The organism is Pyxidicoccus sp. M15 (assembly GCF_056858435.1).
Map to the genome: position 1 here is coordinate 8,052,266 of NZ_CM166495.1, position 17,549 is coordinate 8,069,814.

General features: G+C 72.1%; 11 protein-coding genes. All 11 read left to right on the forward strand.

The window, feature by feature from the left end:
- The first annotated feature begins 6 nt into the window (after positions 1-6).
- The 11 genes from ACX9TP_RS29580 to ACX9TP_RS29630 all read left to right on the forward strand — a co-directional run bounded on the left by ACX9TP_RS29580 (position 7) and on the right by ACX9TP_RS29630 (position 17,548).
- Positions 7-1,092 (forward strand): phage late control D family protein, encoded by a 1,086-nt coding sequence (locus ACX9TP_RS29580; RefSeq protein ID WP_482973982.1) that lies wholly within the window; start codon positions 7-9, stop codon positions 1,090-1,092.
- A complete protein-coding gene (locus ACX9TP_RS29585) occupies positions 1,089-1,808 on the forward strand; it encodes a phage baseplate assembly protein V (RefSeq protein WP_482973983.1) in 720 nt (239 codons plus the stop codon). Before ACX9TP_RS29580 ends, ACX9TP_RS29585 begins: the two co-directional genes overlap by 4 nt.
- Entirely contained in the window at positions 1,808-3,364 is a 1,557-nt protein-coding gene (locus tag ACX9TP_RS29590; protein ID WP_482973984.1) for a hypothetical protein, read from the forward strand. Before ACX9TP_RS29585 ends, ACX9TP_RS29590 begins: the two co-directional genes overlap by 1 nt.
- Positions 3,365-3,434: 70 nt before the next feature.
- Positions 3,435-3,761, forward strand: a complete 327-nt coding sequence (locus ACX9TP_RS29595) for a GPW/gp25 family protein (protein WP_482973985.1) — start codon at positions 3,435-3,437, stop codon at positions 3,759-3,761.
- Between the two features lie 7 nt (positions 3,762-3,768).
- The gene (locus ACX9TP_RS29600) at positions 3,769-6,081 is read left to right on the forward strand and encodes a baseplate J/gp47 family protein (RefSeq protein WP_482973986.1); all 2,313 of its coding nucleotides are present in this window, start codon (positions 3,769-3,771) and stop codon (positions 6,079-6,081) included.
- Positions 6,082-8,853, forward strand: a complete 2,772-nt coding sequence (locus tag ACX9TP_RS29605) for a phage tail protein (protein ID WP_482973987.1) — start codon at positions 6,082-6,084, stop codon at positions 8,851-8,853.
- Entirely contained in the window at positions 8,850-10,532 is a 1,683-nt protein-coding gene (locus tag ACX9TP_RS29610) for a hypothetical protein (protein WP_482973988.1), read from the forward strand. The genes ACX9TP_RS29605 and ACX9TP_RS29610 overlap by 4 nt, the downstream gene beginning before the upstream one ends.
- A 6-nt stretch (positions 10,533-10,538) precedes the next feature.
- Positions 10,539-11,834: a hypothetical protein gene (locus ACX9TP_RS29615; protein WP_482973989.1), complete on the forward strand. Its 1,296-nt coding sequence runs from the start codon at positions 10,539-10,541 to the stop codon at positions 11,832-11,834.
- 46 nt (positions 11,835-11,880) lie between these two features.
- Positions 11,881-12,855, forward strand: a complete 975-nt coding sequence (locus ACX9TP_RS29620; protein ID WP_482973990.1) for an IPT/TIG domain-containing protein — start codon at positions 11,881-11,883, stop codon at positions 12,853-12,855.
- Positions 12,856-12,864: 9 nt separating this feature from the next.
- Positions 12,865-15,366: a vWA domain-containing protein gene (locus ACX9TP_RS29625; protein ID WP_482973991.1), complete on the forward strand. Its 2,502-nt coding sequence runs from the start codon at positions 12,865-12,867 to the stop codon at positions 15,364-15,366.
- Entirely contained in the window at positions 15,359-17,548 is a 2,190-nt protein-coding gene (locus ACX9TP_RS29630) for a hypothetical protein (protein ID WP_482973992.1), read from the forward strand. The genes ACX9TP_RS29625 and ACX9TP_RS29630 overlap by 8 nt, the downstream gene beginning before the upstream one ends.
- Position 17,549 lies beyond the last annotated feature (1 nt).

Consider the following 17,549-nt stretch of genomic DNA (forward strand, 5'->3'; position numbering starts at 1 on the left):
ATCCCCATGGCCGACGGAAACAGCACCGACAGCAAGCTGAAGTCCTCCCGCCCCACCCTGCGTGTGGGCGGAGAGGAGAAGGCCTCGCTCGGACTGGCCCTGCTGGAGCTGTGCATCGCGGAGACGGCCCACGGGCTGTACCGGTGCGAGGCCACCTTCGGAAACTGGGGCCCCAAGGACGGGGACACGGGCTTCCTCTACTTCGACCGCGCGGAGCTGGACTTCGGCAAGCCCTTCGAGGTGCGGCTGGGCACCTCGGACATCCTCTTCGAGGGCCGCATCACCGGGTTGGAAGCAGGCTTCCCGGAGGCCTCGCCGCCCACGCTGACGGTGCTGGCGGAGGACCGGCTCCAGGACTTGCGGATGACGCGGCGGACGGCCACGTACGCGGACGTCAGCGACGCGGACGTGCTGAAGCAGATTGCCAGCAAGCACGGGCTGACGCCGGAGGTGGACGTCCAGGGGCCGAAGCACAAGGTGCTGGCGCAGCTCAACCAGAGCGACCTGGCCTTCCTGCGCGAGCGCTGCCGCGCGGTGGACGTGGAGCTGTGGGTGGAGGGGCGGACGCTGAAGGCGAAGAAGCGCGGCGCGCGCTCCAGCGGCGAGGCGCCGAAGCTGGGGCGCGGCAATGAGCTGCTGGCCTTCACCGTGCTCGCGGACCTGGCCAACCAGCGCTCCGCCGTGACGGTGAGCGGCTGGAGCGTGCAGGACAAGGACGCGGTGGCGCACGAGGCGGGCCCGTCCGTGCTGGGCGCGGAGCTGGGCAACGACGAGAGCGGCGCGAGCCTGCTGTCCTCCAAGCTGGCCGAGCGCAAGGAGGCCGTGGTCCACGCGGCGCCGGTGAACAAGCAGGAGGCCCAGGCGCGAGCCGAAGGGCTGTTCCGGCAGATGGCGCGGCGCTTCGTGGTGGGCCGGGGCACGGCGCAGACGGACGCGCGGCTGCGCGTGGGCGCCCGTGTGGAGCTGACCGGGCTGGGGCCGATGTTCAGCGGCAAGTACCACCTGGCGGAGGTGAAGCACCTGTTCGACGCCGAGCGCGGCCTGCGCACGGAGTTCGTCGCGGAGCGGGCGGGCCTGGGGAGGGCGTCATGATGGACGGCTCGGCGTGGGAGATGGTGGCGGACGAGCGCGTGCCCGGCGGCCTGGGCGGCCGCTTCTACGGGCTGTACCCGGCGCGCGTCACCGACATCAAGGACCCGGACAACCAGGGCCGGGTGAAGGTGGCGCTGCCGTGGGCGGCGGACGCGGCGGGCGGCGGGCGCTACGAGGCGTGGGCCCGGCTGGCGACGCTGATGGGCGGCAACAACCGCGGCTCGTGGTTCGTCCCCGACGTGGAGGACGAGGTGCTGGTGGGCTTCGAGGCCGGAGACCCGCGCCGGCCCTACGTCGTGGGCGCGCTGTGGAACGGCAAGGACGCGCCGCCGGAGAGCATGGACGGCGCGGGGAAGAACGCGAAGAAGGTGCTGCGCTCGCGCAACGGCGTGGTGATTACGCTCGACGACACGGACGGCCAGGAGACGCTCAGCCTGGAGACGCCCGGCGGCCAGAAGGTGACGCTCAAGGACGGGCCCGGCTCCATCGAGGTGGTGGACAGCAACGGCAACTCGGTGAAGCTGGAGTCCAGCGGCATCACCGTGACGGCGTCCGCGAAGGTCACCATCAACGCCAGCACCGCGGAGATTTCCGCCGGCATGCTCACCGTCAACGCGGGCATGTCCAAGTTCAGCGGCGTGGTGCAGGCGGACACCGTCATCACCAACAGCGTCGTCAGTGCCTCCTATACGCCGGGCGCGGGGAACGTATGGTGATGATGACCACCACGCTCCCCCACGCCGTGCAGTGGGTGTCGGCCTCGCCGCTGTGGGCGGGCACGGACAAGCTCGCGCGCATCCAGGCGCCGGGCATCCTCCAGTTCGACTCGGACCGCTTCATGGAGGAGTTGGCCGAGCGGCTCCAGCAGGCGCCCCGGCCGGACCTGACCGATTTGCTGGTGACGAAGTTCGAGAGCTTCGGTGAGCGCTTCCCCGGCGAGGGCCCGGTGGACTCGACGCGCACGCCCAAGCTGTACCAGCCGGCGCACGGGCGCTTCTACCTGGTGGCCTCCAGCCTCGTGTGCCGCCTGCCCGGCATGCCGGACCACGTGGTGGACCTGCCCAAGGGCGAGAAGGCCGCCTTCGTGCTGCGCAAGGAATTGGGCAACGGCAAGGAGGCCGCGTGGGTGCCCGAGGCCCCCGAGACTCCGGCCAACAAGCGCCGCATCTGGAAGGAGCTGGATGCGACGAAGACGGGCGCGCTCGCGAAGGGCGAGGAGTTGCTGCCCCTGTTCCCGGTGAACTTCACCGCGGACGGCAAGCGCCGGCGGATGCTGGTGGGGCTGGTGCCCACGTCCAGCCGCGACACCTTCGAGTCCGCCAGCGCCTTCGAGGACGACGACCCGAGCACCGGACTGAATCCGAAGGAGATGATTTCGGACGAGGCCGAGGGGCAGGTCATCGTCCCGTACGAGCAGCTCCGCGCCTGGACGAAGACCACCACCGAGGCGACGGAGGTGCAGAAGGAGACCACGCGCTTCCTGCTGGTGGACTTCGCCACCCTGCTGGAGGAGCGGCTCCCCGCCCTGTGGACGGTGCTCAACAAGCAGACGCCCGGGCCCCGGCCGACGGACGCCACCCAGGGCCTGTACGACTTGCTCACCGGGAGCGTGCTGGAGAGCGGCACGACGGACACGTGGCAGAAGGCGCTGCGCAGCGCATGGCAGCAGCGCGAGGCCGTGCTCAACGGGCGCACCAACACGCTGGACTTCAACCTGCGCCGGGGCGGCGTGCTGCCGGAGACGCTGCGCGGCGCGGTGACGACAGCGGCGGCGGTGGGCACGTACACCCTGCCCTCGCAGCCGGAGCCGGTGTCCAAGCTGGAGACGCCGGGCGTCACCCGCTACGTCATGCGCTGCGTGTACCTGAAGCCCGCGTGCGGCGCGCTGTGCCCGCCGCTGGTGAGCGCACCGTCGCGGGCCTTCACGCTGGCGCCCTTCTTCGACCCGGACGCGCCCGCGCGGCCGGTGCGCATCGAGCTGCCCGTGGACACCAGCATCCGCGGGCTGCGCAGGTTCAAGAAGAACGTCGGCTTCACGCTGTCCAAGGGCCTGCGCAAGCAGATGTCCCGCGTGGCCGGCCTGGAGAAGACGATGAAGGGCGAGCTCGACGACGGGTTGAGCTTCGACCTGGGAGAGCTGTGCATGTTCTCCATTCCCATCATCACGCTCTGCGCGTTCATCGTCCTGATGATCTTCCTCGCGCTGCTCAACATCATCTTCTGGTGGATGCCCTTCCTGAAGATCTGCCTCCCGAAGCCCAGGGTGGGGTGAGTCCATGGACGCCGGAAAGCTCATAGGCCGAGGCATCAGCTTCCCCCCGCGCGTGGGCCCGGACGGGCGCATGCAGTGGTCCGAAGGCGAGCGCAACGTGCGCGAGGCCATCCAGGTCATCCTGGCCACGGAGCCGCGCGAGCGCATCCTCCTGCCGGAGTTCGGCGCGGGGCTGTCGCGCTACCTCTTCGAGCCGAACACCGTCACGACGCGGCACCAGATTGCCGAGCAGATCTCCCGCTCGCTGGCCGAGTGGGAGCCGCGAATCTCCGTGGAGTCGGTGAGCGTGGACGCGGACCCGCAGGACGCCCGGGCCGCCACCGCCACCATTACCTACAAGCTCGTCGCCACCGGGGCGCGCGAGCGGCTCAGCCTGAACATCACGCTCGCGGGGTAACACCACCTTGCCACTCACCCTGCCCACCATCGACGACCGGAAGTACCAGCAGCTGCTGGACGAGGCGCTGTCGCGCATCCCCGTCCACAACCCCGAGTGGACCAACTTCAACAAGGCCGACCCGGGCGTCACGCTGCTGGAGCTCTTCGCCTTCCTGACGGAGAGCCTCCTCTACCGCGCCAACCAGATTCCGGAGCGCAACCGGCTCAAGTTCCTCCAGCTCCTCGGCGTGCCGCTGCAGCCGGCGTCATCCGCGAAGGGCATGGTGGCCTTCAGCAACGCGCGCGGCGGCCCGCCGCAGGCCCTCACGCTGACGGACGGCGTGGAGGTGCGCGCCGGCAACGTGCCCTTCCGCACCGAGCGCGGGCTGGACGTGCTGCCCGTGGAGGCCGCCTTCTTCTACAAGCGGAGCGTGGCGCCCGAGGCGCGCGTGAAGGAGTACTACCAGGAGCTCTACGCCTCCTTCACCGCCACCCAGCCGCCGCCCGCGGCGCCCGACCAGCTCCAGTTCTACGAGACGACGCCCTTCTCCCCGCGCGGCACCGAGCCGCTGGACCTCAACACCCAGGCGCTGGACCGCGCGCTGTGGGTGGCGCTGCTCCTGCGGCCCGCGGACCGGAAGCTGCCGGACGCGCTCAAGCGCGCTCGAGAGGAGCTGAAGGGCAAGGTGCTGACGGTGGGCATTGCCCCTGCCGGCGACACGGGCGGGCGCGACCTGGTGCCCAACGGGCAGGCCCGGCCGGAGGGCTCGGCGGTGCTGCAGTTCCAGCTCCCGCGGCTGCCGCCCGAGGGCAAGCTGCCGGAGACCGCCGCCGACCGCAACGCGAGCTGGCGCACGCTGGCCACGGCCGAAGTCCCCGCGGAGCCGGTGGTGGTGGACGTGCCCCTGCCCTCCACGGTGGCCGAGCTGGAGCTGTGGACGAACCTGGACCCGCTGGAGGCGGGCACCCGCGACTTCCCTCCCGCGCTGGATGACGAGGAGCTGGATGCGCGCGTGATTACGTGGGTGCGCATCACCTCGTCCGCGCCCGTCACCACGAAGCTGTTGTGGGCGGGCATCAACGCGGCGCCAGTGACGCAGCGCGAGCGCGTGACGGGGGAGCTCCTGCCCGAGGGCACCGGCGAGCCGGACCAGGTGGCGAAGCTGGCGCGCGCGCCGGTGCTGCCGGGCACCGTGAAGCTGACCGTCGTCACCACCGACGGCAAGTCCGAGCCGTGGGAGGAGATTGACGACCTGATGAGCGCGGGGCCCGAGGTGGCGGTGGCGGACCCGCGCCTGCCGCCGGGCACGCCCGCGTCCACCAACACGCGGGTGAAGGTGTTCCGCCTGGACGCCGAGGCCGGCGAGCTGCGCTTCGGCGACGGCGCGCACGGCGCACGGCCGCCTCCCGGCGCCACCCTGCGCGTGGACTACGACCACGGCGTGGGCCGCGCCGGCAACGTGGGCCCGGGCACGGTGACGAGCGGCCCGGCGCTGCCTCCGGGGCTCCAGGTGGAGAACCCGCTGCCCACGTGGGGCGGCGCGGACGCGGAGGGCGTGACGGAGGGCGAGCGCCACATCACCCGCTTCCTCCAGCACCGAGACCGGCTGGTGACGACGCAGGACTTCGAGGCCCTCACCCTGCGCACCCCCGGCGTGGCCGTGGGCCGCGTGGAGGTGCTGCCCGCCTTCCACCCCGCGCTGTCGCCCAACGAGCCCGGCGACGCACCGGGCGCGGTGACGGTGATGGCCATTCCGCGCTTCGAGCCGGACCCGGCGGAGACGCAAGGCCAGGACGCCTTCCTGGACGCCATCGCCTGCTGGCTGGCGCCCCGGCGGCTGGTGACGACGGAAATCTTCGTGCGCCGCGCCGTGTACAAGCCCGTCTGGGTGACGGTGGGCCTGGAGGTGGTGGCCGGCGTGTCGCAGGCCACGGTGCGCGAGGCGGTGAAGGCCGCGCTCACCGCCTTCCTCTCGCCGCTGCCGCCCGAGGGCGTGGACCTGCTGGAGCCCACGGTGTCGCTGGCCGGCGCGCCGCAGGCGACGGTGCTCCAGCGCGGCTGGCCGCTGCGCAAGGCCGTGGTGTCGCTGGAACTGGCCGCCGTCGCCAGCCGCGTGGCTGGCGTGGCGCTGGTGCGCGGCGTGCGGCTGGGGCTGGCCACCGGTGCCGCGCAGGACCAGGTGCCGCTGACGGGGCTGCAATTGCCCCGGCTCGCCGGCATCTCCGTGGCCGTGGGGGACCCGCCGTCCCTGGACGAGCTGCGTGGCACCGGCACCGTGGCCACCGGGGCGCAGCGGCCCTTCGTGTCCGTGCCCGTCGTCCCGGAGGAGTGCCGGTAGATGGACGCCAACGGGACACGCTTCCATCTGCTGCTCGGCCGCGACGACTGGGGCCGCTGCTCCTCCCAGGGGCGGCCCCTGTCCGAGGCGTGGGCGGACGCGTCCGGCACCGGCGCGGACGTGGCCTGGGACGCCATCCGCGCCGAGGTGTCCCTGCGCGCGGAGTTGTTCCGCTTCATCGCCGCGCCGCGCGACGTGCCCCCGAAGCTGGAGGACCGGCGCGGCGCCGCGAGGGACCGCTACGGCAGCTTCTACTGGATTGGCGGCGACGGCCTCACCGTGAAGGTGATGTCCAGCGGCTCGCGCGCCACCAGCACCTTCTGGCCGCTGCCGCCTTCCGAGGTGCCCGCCCCGCGCTTCGGTGGCTTCGGCCCGGCGGTGCCGCCAGCCACGCCGGCGCCAGAGCCGCTCGGAGGGCTGGGCATCACCGGGCACCACTACCTCGTGGTGGGCACGCTGGCGCCGTCGCCCGGGCTGCTGGTGTTCGACCTGCACTCCGGCGGCCCGCCGGTGAAGCACGTGTGGCCCGCGGGCATCCCCTTCGCGCCGTGGGACATCGCGGCCACGCCGGACGGCGGCGCGGTGGTGCTGGACCGGGAGAACCGCCGCCTGTGGCGCCTGGACGCGGAGCTGCGCGTGGTGCGCCTGGACGGGGACTCCGTGCTGTCCGCCGAGAGGGTGGAGGCCTTCCAGCCCGCGAGCGGCGGCCCGCAGCGCCGCGTGCCCGCCGTCACCTTCCCGGAGCCGGTGACGCTGGCCGCGTCCCTGCCGCTGTCCGCCCAGGACCCCATCTCCGTGGAGGTGCTCCCGGACGGCCGCGTGCTGGTGCTGGACCGGGGCGAGGCCAGGAGCTTCCTCGGCGTGTACCGCGACGGCCAGCCCGAGGGCGAGCCGCTGCCGCTGGAGGTGGACGGCATCCTCCAGGGCTCCGGCCCCGCGTTCAGCTACGCGCTGGTGGCGCACGACATGGCCCTGGTGCCCGGCACGCAGACCACGCCCCACCGCGTGCTCGTGGTGGGCCGCGACGGCAACCAGGTCTTCGCCTTCGATTTGCACGTGGCCGGGGACGGCACGCTCTCCGCGGTGCCCCAGCCGGAGTACCTGCCCCTGCGGCTGTTCGGCGGCAAGGCGCTCATCGGCGCGGGCGGCGGCGCGTTCTACGACTTCGCCGACACCTTCGTGCCCCTGGTGCCCCAGCGCCGTCCCCGCTACGTGCGCGAGGCCACGCTGCGCACGCCGGTGCTGGACGGCCGCGCGCCGGACTGCGCGTGGCACCGGGTGATGCTGGATGCATCCATTCCTCCCGGCGCCCGCATCGTCATCCGCACCCGCGCGGCCAACGAGCACGCGGACCTGGAGGCCACGCCCTTCATGGAGGAGCCCACGCCGTACAAGCGCGGCGGCGGCTCCGAGCAGCCCTTCGTCGCCGAGACCGAGGGCCCGCATCGCGGCACCTTCGAGGTGCTCTTCCAGCGGGCGAAGGGGCGCTACGCGCAGGTGGAGCTCACGCTCGTGGGCGGCGGCGCCACCACGCCGCGCATCCACGCGCTGCGCGCCTGGTACCCGCGCTTCTCGTACCTGGCGCAGTACCTGCCCGGCCTCTACCGGCAGGACGCCGAGTCCGGGAGCTTCCTCGACAGGTTCCTCGCCAACGTGGAGGGGCTGTTCACCTCCATCGAGGACCGCATCGCCGCGGCGCAGGTGCTCTTCGACGCGCGCAGCGCTCCCCCCGAGGCGCTGGACTGGCTGTCCTCCTGGTTCGGCGTGGCCATGGACCCGGCGTGGGACGAGCCCCGGCGGCGGCTGTTCCTGCGCCACACGCTGGACTTCTTCCAGTGGCGGGGCACGCCGCGCGGGCTGCGCATGGCGCTGCGCGTGGCGCTGGACGAGTGCCCGGACGACTCCATCTTCACCGAGGAGGAGGACCCCACCCGCTCGCGCTTCCGCATCGTCGAGCGCTTCCGCTCCGCGCGCACCCCGTTCCTCGTCGCGCCGGAGCCGCCGCAGACGGAGGGCATCCACACCGTGGCCACCGCCACGTCCAGCCGCTGGGAGCCGTCGCAGGGGCGCGCGCAGCTGGTGGAGCGCTACCGGGCGGCGCTGGCGGCGGCGGGCGTGACGGCGCTGACGGAGAACTTCCCCCTCACCGCGCCGGCGGGAGCGACGGTTTCCGCCGTCTGGCGTTCCTTCACGCAGGAGGCGCTGGGCTTCATCCCGGCGGCCACGTCCGCGGACGCGCCGGTGTGGCGCGACTTCCTGGCGCGGCGCTACCGGAACATCACCGCGCTCAATGCCGCGCACGTGACGACGCTGACGAACTTCACCCAGGCCGCGCTGCCCACGGTGCTGCCGGTGGACGGCCCGGCGCAGTCGGACTGGTACCACTTCGAGACGGTGGTGCTGCCGGTGCGCGCCGCGGCGCACCGCTTCACGGTGGTGCTGCCGGTGCCGCGGGGAAGCGCCGCGCAGGAGCAGCGCACGCGGCTGGAGCAGGCGATGCGTGTGGTGGCGGTGGAGAAGCCGGCCCACACCGTGTTCGACGTGAAGTTCTACTGGGCCATGTTCCGCGTCGGCGAAGCCCGCCTGGGCGTGGACACCCTGATTGACCTGGGCAGCCGTGCCCCCGAGCTGATGCCCGCCATGCAGCTCGGCCGCGAGTACCTGGCGGAAAGCCATCTGGCACCGAGACCCCCACAGGACGCCAAGGACCGGCAAATCCTGGGGCGGGACGCGCTCGGGCGCCGTGAGTCCCACGGGAGCGACATCCAATGAGCACCTTCACTTCCACGTCAGTACCGCGCGCGGCCGCCGACCCCACGAAGCACGTGAACTACGTGCTGGGCATGGTGCTGGGCGTGGACGACTTCAACCAGGAGTTCGCCTACCTCTCCGAGAGGGACAGGTGGCTGGCCAGGGACTTACTCGGCTACGGCACCGCCTGGGGCCTGGCCGTGACGTCCGGCCTGGGCGCGCGCGGCCCGGAGGTGCGCGTGTCGCCCGGGGTGGCGCTCACCCCGCGCGGGCACCTGGTGCGCGTGACGCCCGCGCAGTGCGCGTCCATCAATGACTGGCTGAAGGCCAACAAGGACGGCGTGGACACCCACGTGTCCGTGACGAAGCTGCTGCGGCTGTGGGTGGTGCTCTGCTACCGAGAGTGCCTCACGGACATGGTGCCCGTCCCCGGCGAGCCGTGCCGCAGCGAGGACGACTCCATGGCGCCCTCGCGCGTCACGGACGACTTCGGCCTGGAGCTGCGCCTGGCGCGCCCCTCCCAGCCGGAGGAGGACGCCGTCCGCGACTTCGTGCGCTGGCTGCGTGAGCACATCCAGGCGGGAAGCGACCCGTCCACCTCCGTGTCCCTGGAGGACTTCCTCAAGGCCATCCGCGACGCGGCGCTGACGAGCGCCCTGCCCTCCTCGCCGCTGTCTCCGCCGTCGCCGCCGAACAGCCCGCTGGACGTGATGATGGACGGCTCGCCGCCCGCTCCGCTCATCATCTACCAGGAGTATTTGGAGCAGTACCTGCGCGCCGCCATGCGGCTGTGGGTGACGGAGCTGCGCGCGCTGTGGCGGCCCAACTGGCTGGGCGAGGCGCAGGGCTGCTCCGCGCCCGTCACCCCCGAGGCCTCCGGCGACGGCAACTGCGTGATGCTGGCCGAGGTGGAGGTCCCGCTGGTGAAGTCCGGCGTGGCCGGCGACTGGCAGGTGGATGGCTCCTCGGACGCCATCCGCATCCTCGAGGAGGAACGGCCCTACCTGCTCCACCTGCGCATGCTCCAGGAGTGGCTGCTGGGTGGAGGGCTCGGTGGGGGCTCGGGCTCTGCGGGGCCGGCGGGGCCCGCGGGCCCGGCCGGGCCGGCGGGTCCCCAGGGGCCGCCGGGTGCGACAGGCCCGATAGGGGCCACGGGGCCGGCGGGCGCCACGGGACAGATGGGCGCCACGGGGGCCACCGGCGCGACCGGTCCCCAGGGCCCCGTCGGGCCGCAGGGTCCCGTCGGGCCGCAGGGCCCCGTCGGGCCGCAGGGTCCCGAGGGTCCGCCGGGAGAAGGCGGTGCGGTGGACGTGGTGCGACGGCCCCCAGAGCTGCCGGAGTACTTCATCGTCGCGGCCGGCATCGTCCCCCTCAACGGGGATGACCGCGGCGACACCTACAACGGCCTGCGGTGCACGGACGTCCCCGATTTCGGGACGGCCCTGTTCACCTTCAACGACTGCGTCTTCAAGCCGGAGGAGTACGTCTACATCGTCAAGGCGATGCTCGTGCACCACGGCGAGTTCCCGCACCTGGGAACCGTCACCTACGGCGGCTTCGTCGAGGAGGGCTCCGGCGAGTTCATGCTCCATTTCTGGGACACGCAGTCCCAGGAGCACCCGAGCCCCGACGTCCTCAAGAACCTCGAGGTGGTCATCGAAGTCAGCCAGTACTTCCGTAACACCTTCCGGAAGAGGTGACGCGCCATGCGCATCGACCTGGATACGGCATTCCTCGACGACGGCATCCGCTCGACGAACTTCTTCAATGGCCGGCTCTTGTCGGCCGAGGACCTGACGCGGGAGCAGCAGGCCCGGAAGGAGGCGCTCAAGCAGTTCGGCGCCGCGCTGGGCGAGGGCGTGGTGCACGGCCTGGAGGTGGAGGCCATCATCGGCGGCAGCTCGGCGACGGAGCCCGTCGTCACCGTGAAGCGCGGCCTGGCCCTCAACCGCGAGGGCCGCGCGCTGGAATTGAAGCAGCCGGTGGAGGTGTCGCTGCTGCGCGGCGCCTCCAATGAGGCCACTGCCGCGGGAGCGCAGGCCGGCTTCGGCGCGTGCTCGCCGCCGGGCAGCGTGTACGTGTCCGGCACGGGCGTGTACCTGCTCGTCATCTCCGAGGCGGACGGGCGCGAGGGCCGCGCGGAGACGAGCGGCCTGGGCGGCCAGCCCACCAACGGCTGCGAGGCGAAGCGGCTGGTGGAGGGCGTGCGCTTCCGCCTGCTGCGCCTGGACGTCCCGGACGCAGACCTGCAGAACACGACGGCGAAGCGGCAGCGGCTGCGCAACCGCGTGGCCCACCACTGCTTCGGGACGATGGACACGCAGGCGGTGCCCTTCCGCGACTACCCCTTCTCCGTGCCCGCGACGGGGTACGGCGCCATCGACAAGCTGCGCCCGCAGTTCCTCACCGACTGCGACGTGCCGCTGGCCGTCATCCACTGGCGCGACGGCGAGGGCATCCGCTTCGTGGACGTGTGGTCCGCGCGCCGCCGCCCCACCCGCTCGGCGCAGCCCGCGCGCTGGGCGCTGGGCGTGGGGGACCGCCGCGCCGCCGAGGGCGAGGCCATGTTCCTCCAGTTCCAGGACCAGCTCGACTCGCTGCGCGCCGTCAGCCCCCAGGCGCTGAAGGCGCGGGAGCACTTCGAGTTCCTGCCCCCCGCGGGCGTGGTGCCGCTGGGCAACACGGCCTTCCCCGGCTTCAAGCAGGACGTGTTCTTCGACGGGGTGACGATTCGCGAGGTGGTGACCCACGTGGAGGGCGCGCGCATCCAGGCGCTCCTGCGACTGGCCTTCGCCTTCCCGCCCGTCACCTTCCTGCCGACGACACCGTCCAGCACCGACCCGTTCGTCTGGCTCTTCAAGGTCCGCGAGAACCAGCAGGCACTGCTCTCGGGGGGCTCCACGCAGGAGTACCTCATCTTCGCCAGCGGCCACATGCCCGACGTGAGCGAGCCGCGCTTCGACGCTTCGCACTGGAGCTTCGGCAACTACGCACTGCGGTGAACTCACCCTTCGGTTTCCCACCCTGCAAGGCCGCGAGGAGGATGCGATGGCCGACGAACAACTGACTGAAGTCCAGCCGGGCGACCTGATTACCGCCAGGCTCATCAACGCAATCATCAAGCTGCTCAAGGAGCTGGAGCTGAAGCTGGGCGGCCCCGTCACCGTGCCCAACCTGTACGGGGAGACGCTGGGCAGCGCGAGGACCGCCCTCACCAGCGGCACACCCCCGCTCGGGCTCGGTCCGGTGCTGCTGGACGCCAACGGGCTGGCGGTGAACCCCACGCACCCGGACAACCAGTTCCGCCGGGTGATTGGACAGGTGCCGCCGGCGGGGGCGCGGGTGGTGGCCAACTCGCTGGTGAGCCTGCTCATCGCGGGAGAGCCGTCGTCGACCACGCCGACGAACGGGCCGGAAATCACCGGGTTCCTCCCTGGCTCGGTGCCCATGGGCGACGAGGTGCAGATTCTCGGGAAGAACTTCGCGAGCCAGCCCGGCAACAACATCGTCCGCTTCAATGGCGTGGTCGCGGGGACGGCGTCCATCCGGAGCACCACCTTCTCGCTCTACGTCATCGTGCCCACCGGCATCCCCAACGTGCCGACCATCCCGGGCGCGACGCCGGTCAACGTCACGGTGACGGTGGTGAACCAGTCCACCGGCAAGCAGGTGGAGAGCACGACGCTCCGGGTCGGCCCCTCCACGGGCATCGTGAAGCCGGTCATCACCAGCATCAGCCCCACCAACCCGCGCGTGGGTGGGCAGATCGTCATCACCGGGACGGGGTTCAACTCGCCGACGACCCCTGTCCGGGTGTTCTTCACGGACGAGCCCGCCGGCGGCGCGGCGCCCACCCAGGCCTCGGACACGTCGCTCACGGTCACGATTCCCGGGACCCTCTCCGGCACCGGGAGCGTGGACAAGCAGTTCGTCGTTCGCGTGCAGATCAACGGCCCCAGTGGCCCGAAGTCCGATGAGAACGCGCAGTCCGTCATCACGGTCAGGCCTCCCCTGATCCTCTGAGGAGAATCCATGTCCCACGTGCTGAAACGAGCCGTCGCTTCCGCCGCGCTCGCCGTCCTCACCCTGCTGGCCCCGGCGGCGGTCCGGGCCGAGCGCTTCGTGCTGCCCGCCACCGGAACCAGGCCTCCCATCGCCGAGGTGCGGGGGTACTTCGAGTTCAACAGCGTCATCAACCCCGGCGCGGGGGTGAGCATCACGGTCAACACCGTCCAGGTGCCGCTGAGCGAGCTCGCCGCTCCCGTCGAGGTCGACGTCGGCGGTGACAACGTCTTGTTCGTGAAGCGGGACGGGAACTCCGCCCTGCTCCTGATGGAGACCAAGAGCCAGCTGCAGCCCGGCGGCACCTTCTGCGACAAGTCCGCCACCGCCGGCGCGAAGAACTACGACATCACGCTCAACGGGCTGCCCGTGGTGGCGCGCTACGGTGTGGTCGGTCTGGCGGCCACGTACATCGACGACCCGGGTGGCGTGGGGACCATCTCCTACTGCTCGTGCGCCTCGCGGCGCGTGCCGGGCGTGGTGTTCACCCAGCCCTTCCCCGCGCCGGCCCTGGACATGGGGCGGCTCCCGCTCGACGTCATCATGGTGCTGGACCAGTCCGGCAGCATGGACCTGTCGGTCGGTGGCGGCTCGACGGTGCGGCGCATCGACGCGATGAAGGCGGCGGTGGACGAGTTCATCAACACCTGGTCCGCGGAGAGCGCCGCGGCGGCGACCCAGGCGGGGATGGGGCTCACGAATGACCGGCTGGGGCTCATCTACTTCTCCAACACGGCCCCCGAGTCTCCCGCCTTCAACGAGCCGTTCCTCCGCGAGCGCGGCGTGGCGACCACGGATGGTGGCTCCACCAACTGGAGCATCTTCAAGAACGATTTGCCCGGCCGCCAGCCGCTGGGCGTCACCGCCATGGGCCAGGGCCTGCTGGAGGCGTACTCGGAGCGGAGCCCGCGCCAGCTGAGCAACACCACCGTGGTGCTGATGACGGACGGCATGCAGAACGTCAACCCGCAGGTGGTCATCGACGCGGACGGCGGCGTGTCCTCGGGGATGCTCGTCATCGGGAGCCCCTCGGGAGAGAAGTTCATGGCCGGCGAGTGCACGCCGGTGCTCGCGGTGTCCGTGGGCACCGTGACGTCGCCCTGGGTGGAGACCATGCAGCGCATCTCCGCCGAGACGTCGGGCGCGCACGTGCTGTCGGTGGACGGCGGCCTGCCGGATGCCTTCGCGGACCAGCTGGTGGCGGCCCTCAAGGGCAACACGCTGTCCGCGCTGCTGAAGTCGTCGGGGACGCTGGCCGCGGGCCAGGCGTCGGTCTCCGAGGAGGTCTTCCTGGACGGCACCGTCGAGTTCGCGCTGGTGACGCTGGGCTGGCTGGGCGCGTCGGGCCGCAACTCGTTGGAGCTGCGCATCACCAATCCGGACGGGGTGGTGGTGACGCCGACGTTCCGCGCCAATGGCATCGCGCACACGGTGCAGCGCGTGGACCTGCCGAAGAGCGGCAAGCCGGGCAAGTGGAAGCTGGAGGCGGTGCGCAGGGGCACGGACGTCGCCATGCCCTACCGCTTCCGCGTGGTGGCCGAGGAGAAGCACCTCGACTTCCGCTTCAGCATTCCAGGCGTGAAGCACGCGGCGGGCACACCGCTGGACCTGCTGGCGGACGTGACCTGGGACGGCGAGCCGGTGAAGGACATGAACGGCGGGGAGCTGCGGGTGCGGGTGGAGCGGCCGGTGGCGGCGCTCGGTACGCTCCTGCACAACGCAAAGATGCCCGGCGTGGAGCAGCCGGGGACGAAGGAGCCGCTCCCCGGCTACCAGCTCAAGGTGGACGGCCTGCTGAAGGACCCGGACTACCGCGCGCGGATGGGGCAGAAGCTGGACGGCACTGTCCTGAACCTGAAGGACCAGGGCGACGGGCGCTACGCGCTCAAGTACACCGACACGAAGACGCCGGGCCTCTACCGCTTCTACGTCGAGCTGGAGATGAAGAGCCCGGACGGTGAGCCCATCCGCCGCACGGAGACGGTGGAGACCACCATCGACGTGGTGCCGGACGGCAACCTGTCCGAGGTGAAGAGCGAGCAAACGGGAGCGGGCGACTTCGTGCTGCGCTTCACCCCGGTGGACGGCCTGGGCAACGTCCTGGGGCCGGGCTACGACGACCAGATCATCGTGCGGATGGACGGCAAGGGCACGGTGAAGAGCATCGGCACACCGGACGTGAGGGGCGACTACCAGGTGCAGCTGACCGGCGTGGACAAGAACACGCCCATCCACGTCTTCGTCGCGGGCACGCCCATCGCCGAGGGCACCGTGGGCGAGCCGAAGCCGGTGACGGCGAAGCCTCCGCCGAAGCCCGGTGCCGATGGAGGGACGGAGCCGGGTCCGGGGCCGGGGCCGAACCCCGGTCCGTGCGGCTGCAGGCGCACGTCCTCGGCCGGGACGATGGGGCTGATGCTGCTGGGTGTGCTGGGGCTCGTGTCGCGCCGGAGGAACCGCCGGAACGATGAGTGAGGGGGCGCGGGTGGGACGGACGGTCATCGGGAAGCTGCGGCTGCGCGGAGCGGACCTGGAGCCGCTCTCCGCGCGGCTGCGGCTGGAGTCCCTGCTGAGCGGCGCCCACCTCGCGCCTGGAGGGCTGCCGCCCTCGGCCACCGTCTGCATCCGCCGGCTGATGGACCCGAAGCCGGGGGTGCTGCCGGTGCGGCACCACGCGCTGCGCCCTCCGGCGGCGTGGGATGCGGCGGTGGTCTCGTTGTTGGAGGCCCAGGTGGCGAGGGCGGCACGGCCCGCGCTGGGGGCGGTGCCGCCCGGCGCGGAGGCCGTGCTGTTCGCGGACCCCTCGGAGCTGCTGGCATGCCTGGCCAGTGACGTCAGCCGGGGCAGCGCGCTGGCGCACTGGTGGTGGCGAGGGCTGTTCCCCAACGTGGACCTGGCGCGCACGCTGGTGGCCGAGTGGCTGCGCCAACCCGAGTACGTGCCCGCCGCGCTGGAGACCGCCGTGCGCCGGCGCGAGGCGAGGCCCGTGCTGGCGCTGTTCTCCCAGGACGAGGCACGGACGGTGCTGGCGCAGGTGGCCCGGGTCCACGGGCTCACGGAGCTGGCGCGGGTGCGGGCGGTGGAGGAAGAGGTGCCCGCGCGAGAGGCGGAGGCCTCCGGTGCGGTGCGGGACGTGCAGGCGGACGGGGCGAGCGGCGCCGTGGCCGTCGAGGCCCCGTGGACGCCGTGGGTTCCGGAGGTACGCACGCTGGGGCTCGATGCGGCCCGGGAGGCGCTGCTGGGCGTGGCGCTGATGCTGCGCCGAGCTCCCGAGGAAACGCGGCGGCCCTCGTTCGCTCCGGCGGTGGTGGCGTGGCGGAGCGGTGCGACGCGGCCGGCGGACGTGGCGGACGTGCGACCGCGTCCTGCCTCGGCCCCATCAACCCTGGAGGTCCAGGGGGGGGACCTGGACCTGGAAGTCTCCTGGGCTGCGCCGATGGTCGTCACGGAGGATTCCTCAGGACTCGTGGGCGCGCTGGATGGGGAGATTCGTGTGGGTGCCGACGAGGTGGCTCGGGGCCCGACGGGGGCACCCCTGGAGTCGGCCAGCGGTGACGTCCCGGTGGTCGGGGTGGAGACTTCGTCCCCTGCCCCCGCGTCGACCGAGGCATCGGCCCTGGTGCGTGATGAGGGCCACGCGCCGGCAGGGCCCGCGGTGGCGGATGGAACGCCGGTGGCCGCCGCGCCTCCCGCGCCTCCGCCCGTGGATTCCTCACCGCCCCGGGTCTTCGAGCCGCCTCCCGGACGTGCGTGGGGCCTGCCCATCTCCACCGAGCTGGGAGGCCTGTTCTACCTCGTCAACCTGGCCCTCTTCCTGGAGCTGTACGGGGACTTCTCGCGGCCCGCGCACCCGCACCTGCCGTTGTCCGTCTGGGACTTCGTCACGCTGCTGGGGCGCAAGCTGCTCGTGGACCCGCGCCCCGGTGACCCCGTGTGGAAGGTGCTGGCCCTGCTCGCCGGTCGCAAGGCGGGGGATGCGCCCGGTCAGGGCTTCGAGCCGCCCGAGGCCTGGCGCGTGCCCGAGGAGTGGCTGCACGCGTTCCGCACCGAGGAGACACAGGTGTGGACGTGGTCGGCCGAGGGAGGCCGGCTGCGGGTGCTGCACCCGGCGGGCTTCGTCGTGCTGGATGTTCCCCGCGTGGACGACGACGCGCAGGCGCAGGTCCAGCGGGAGCTGGAGCCCTACCTCCGGCGTGCACCTGCCCCACGGAGCCGCGGCATCGCCGCGACCTCCACGCGAGAGCACGTGCCGGGTGGAGCGGCAACCGGCGACTCACGCTCCGCGTTGGCCCACGAAGCGGTGACGCCCCCGGGCGAAGCGGCCAGCCACGCCTCCAGGCCGCGCTTCACGCTGGCCCACGGAGAGGTGCCACCCCCGGGTGGCGAAGAGGCCTCGCCACTGGAGCGGTGGCTCGCGTGGCTGGTGCCCTACTGCCGCGCCCGGCTGGTCCGCGCGCTGGGCCTGACTTCGGACGACGCACTCGAGCTGGAGGGAACGCTGTTTTCACAGGATGCCCGGCTCCACGTCACAGAGAGTCATGTCGACGTGGTCCTTGCACTGGCCCAGCTCCCGCTGGCCGTGCGCATCGCGGGGCTGGACCGCGACATCGGGTGGCTCCCGTCCGCCGGACGCCACCTCACCTTCCACTTCGAGTGAG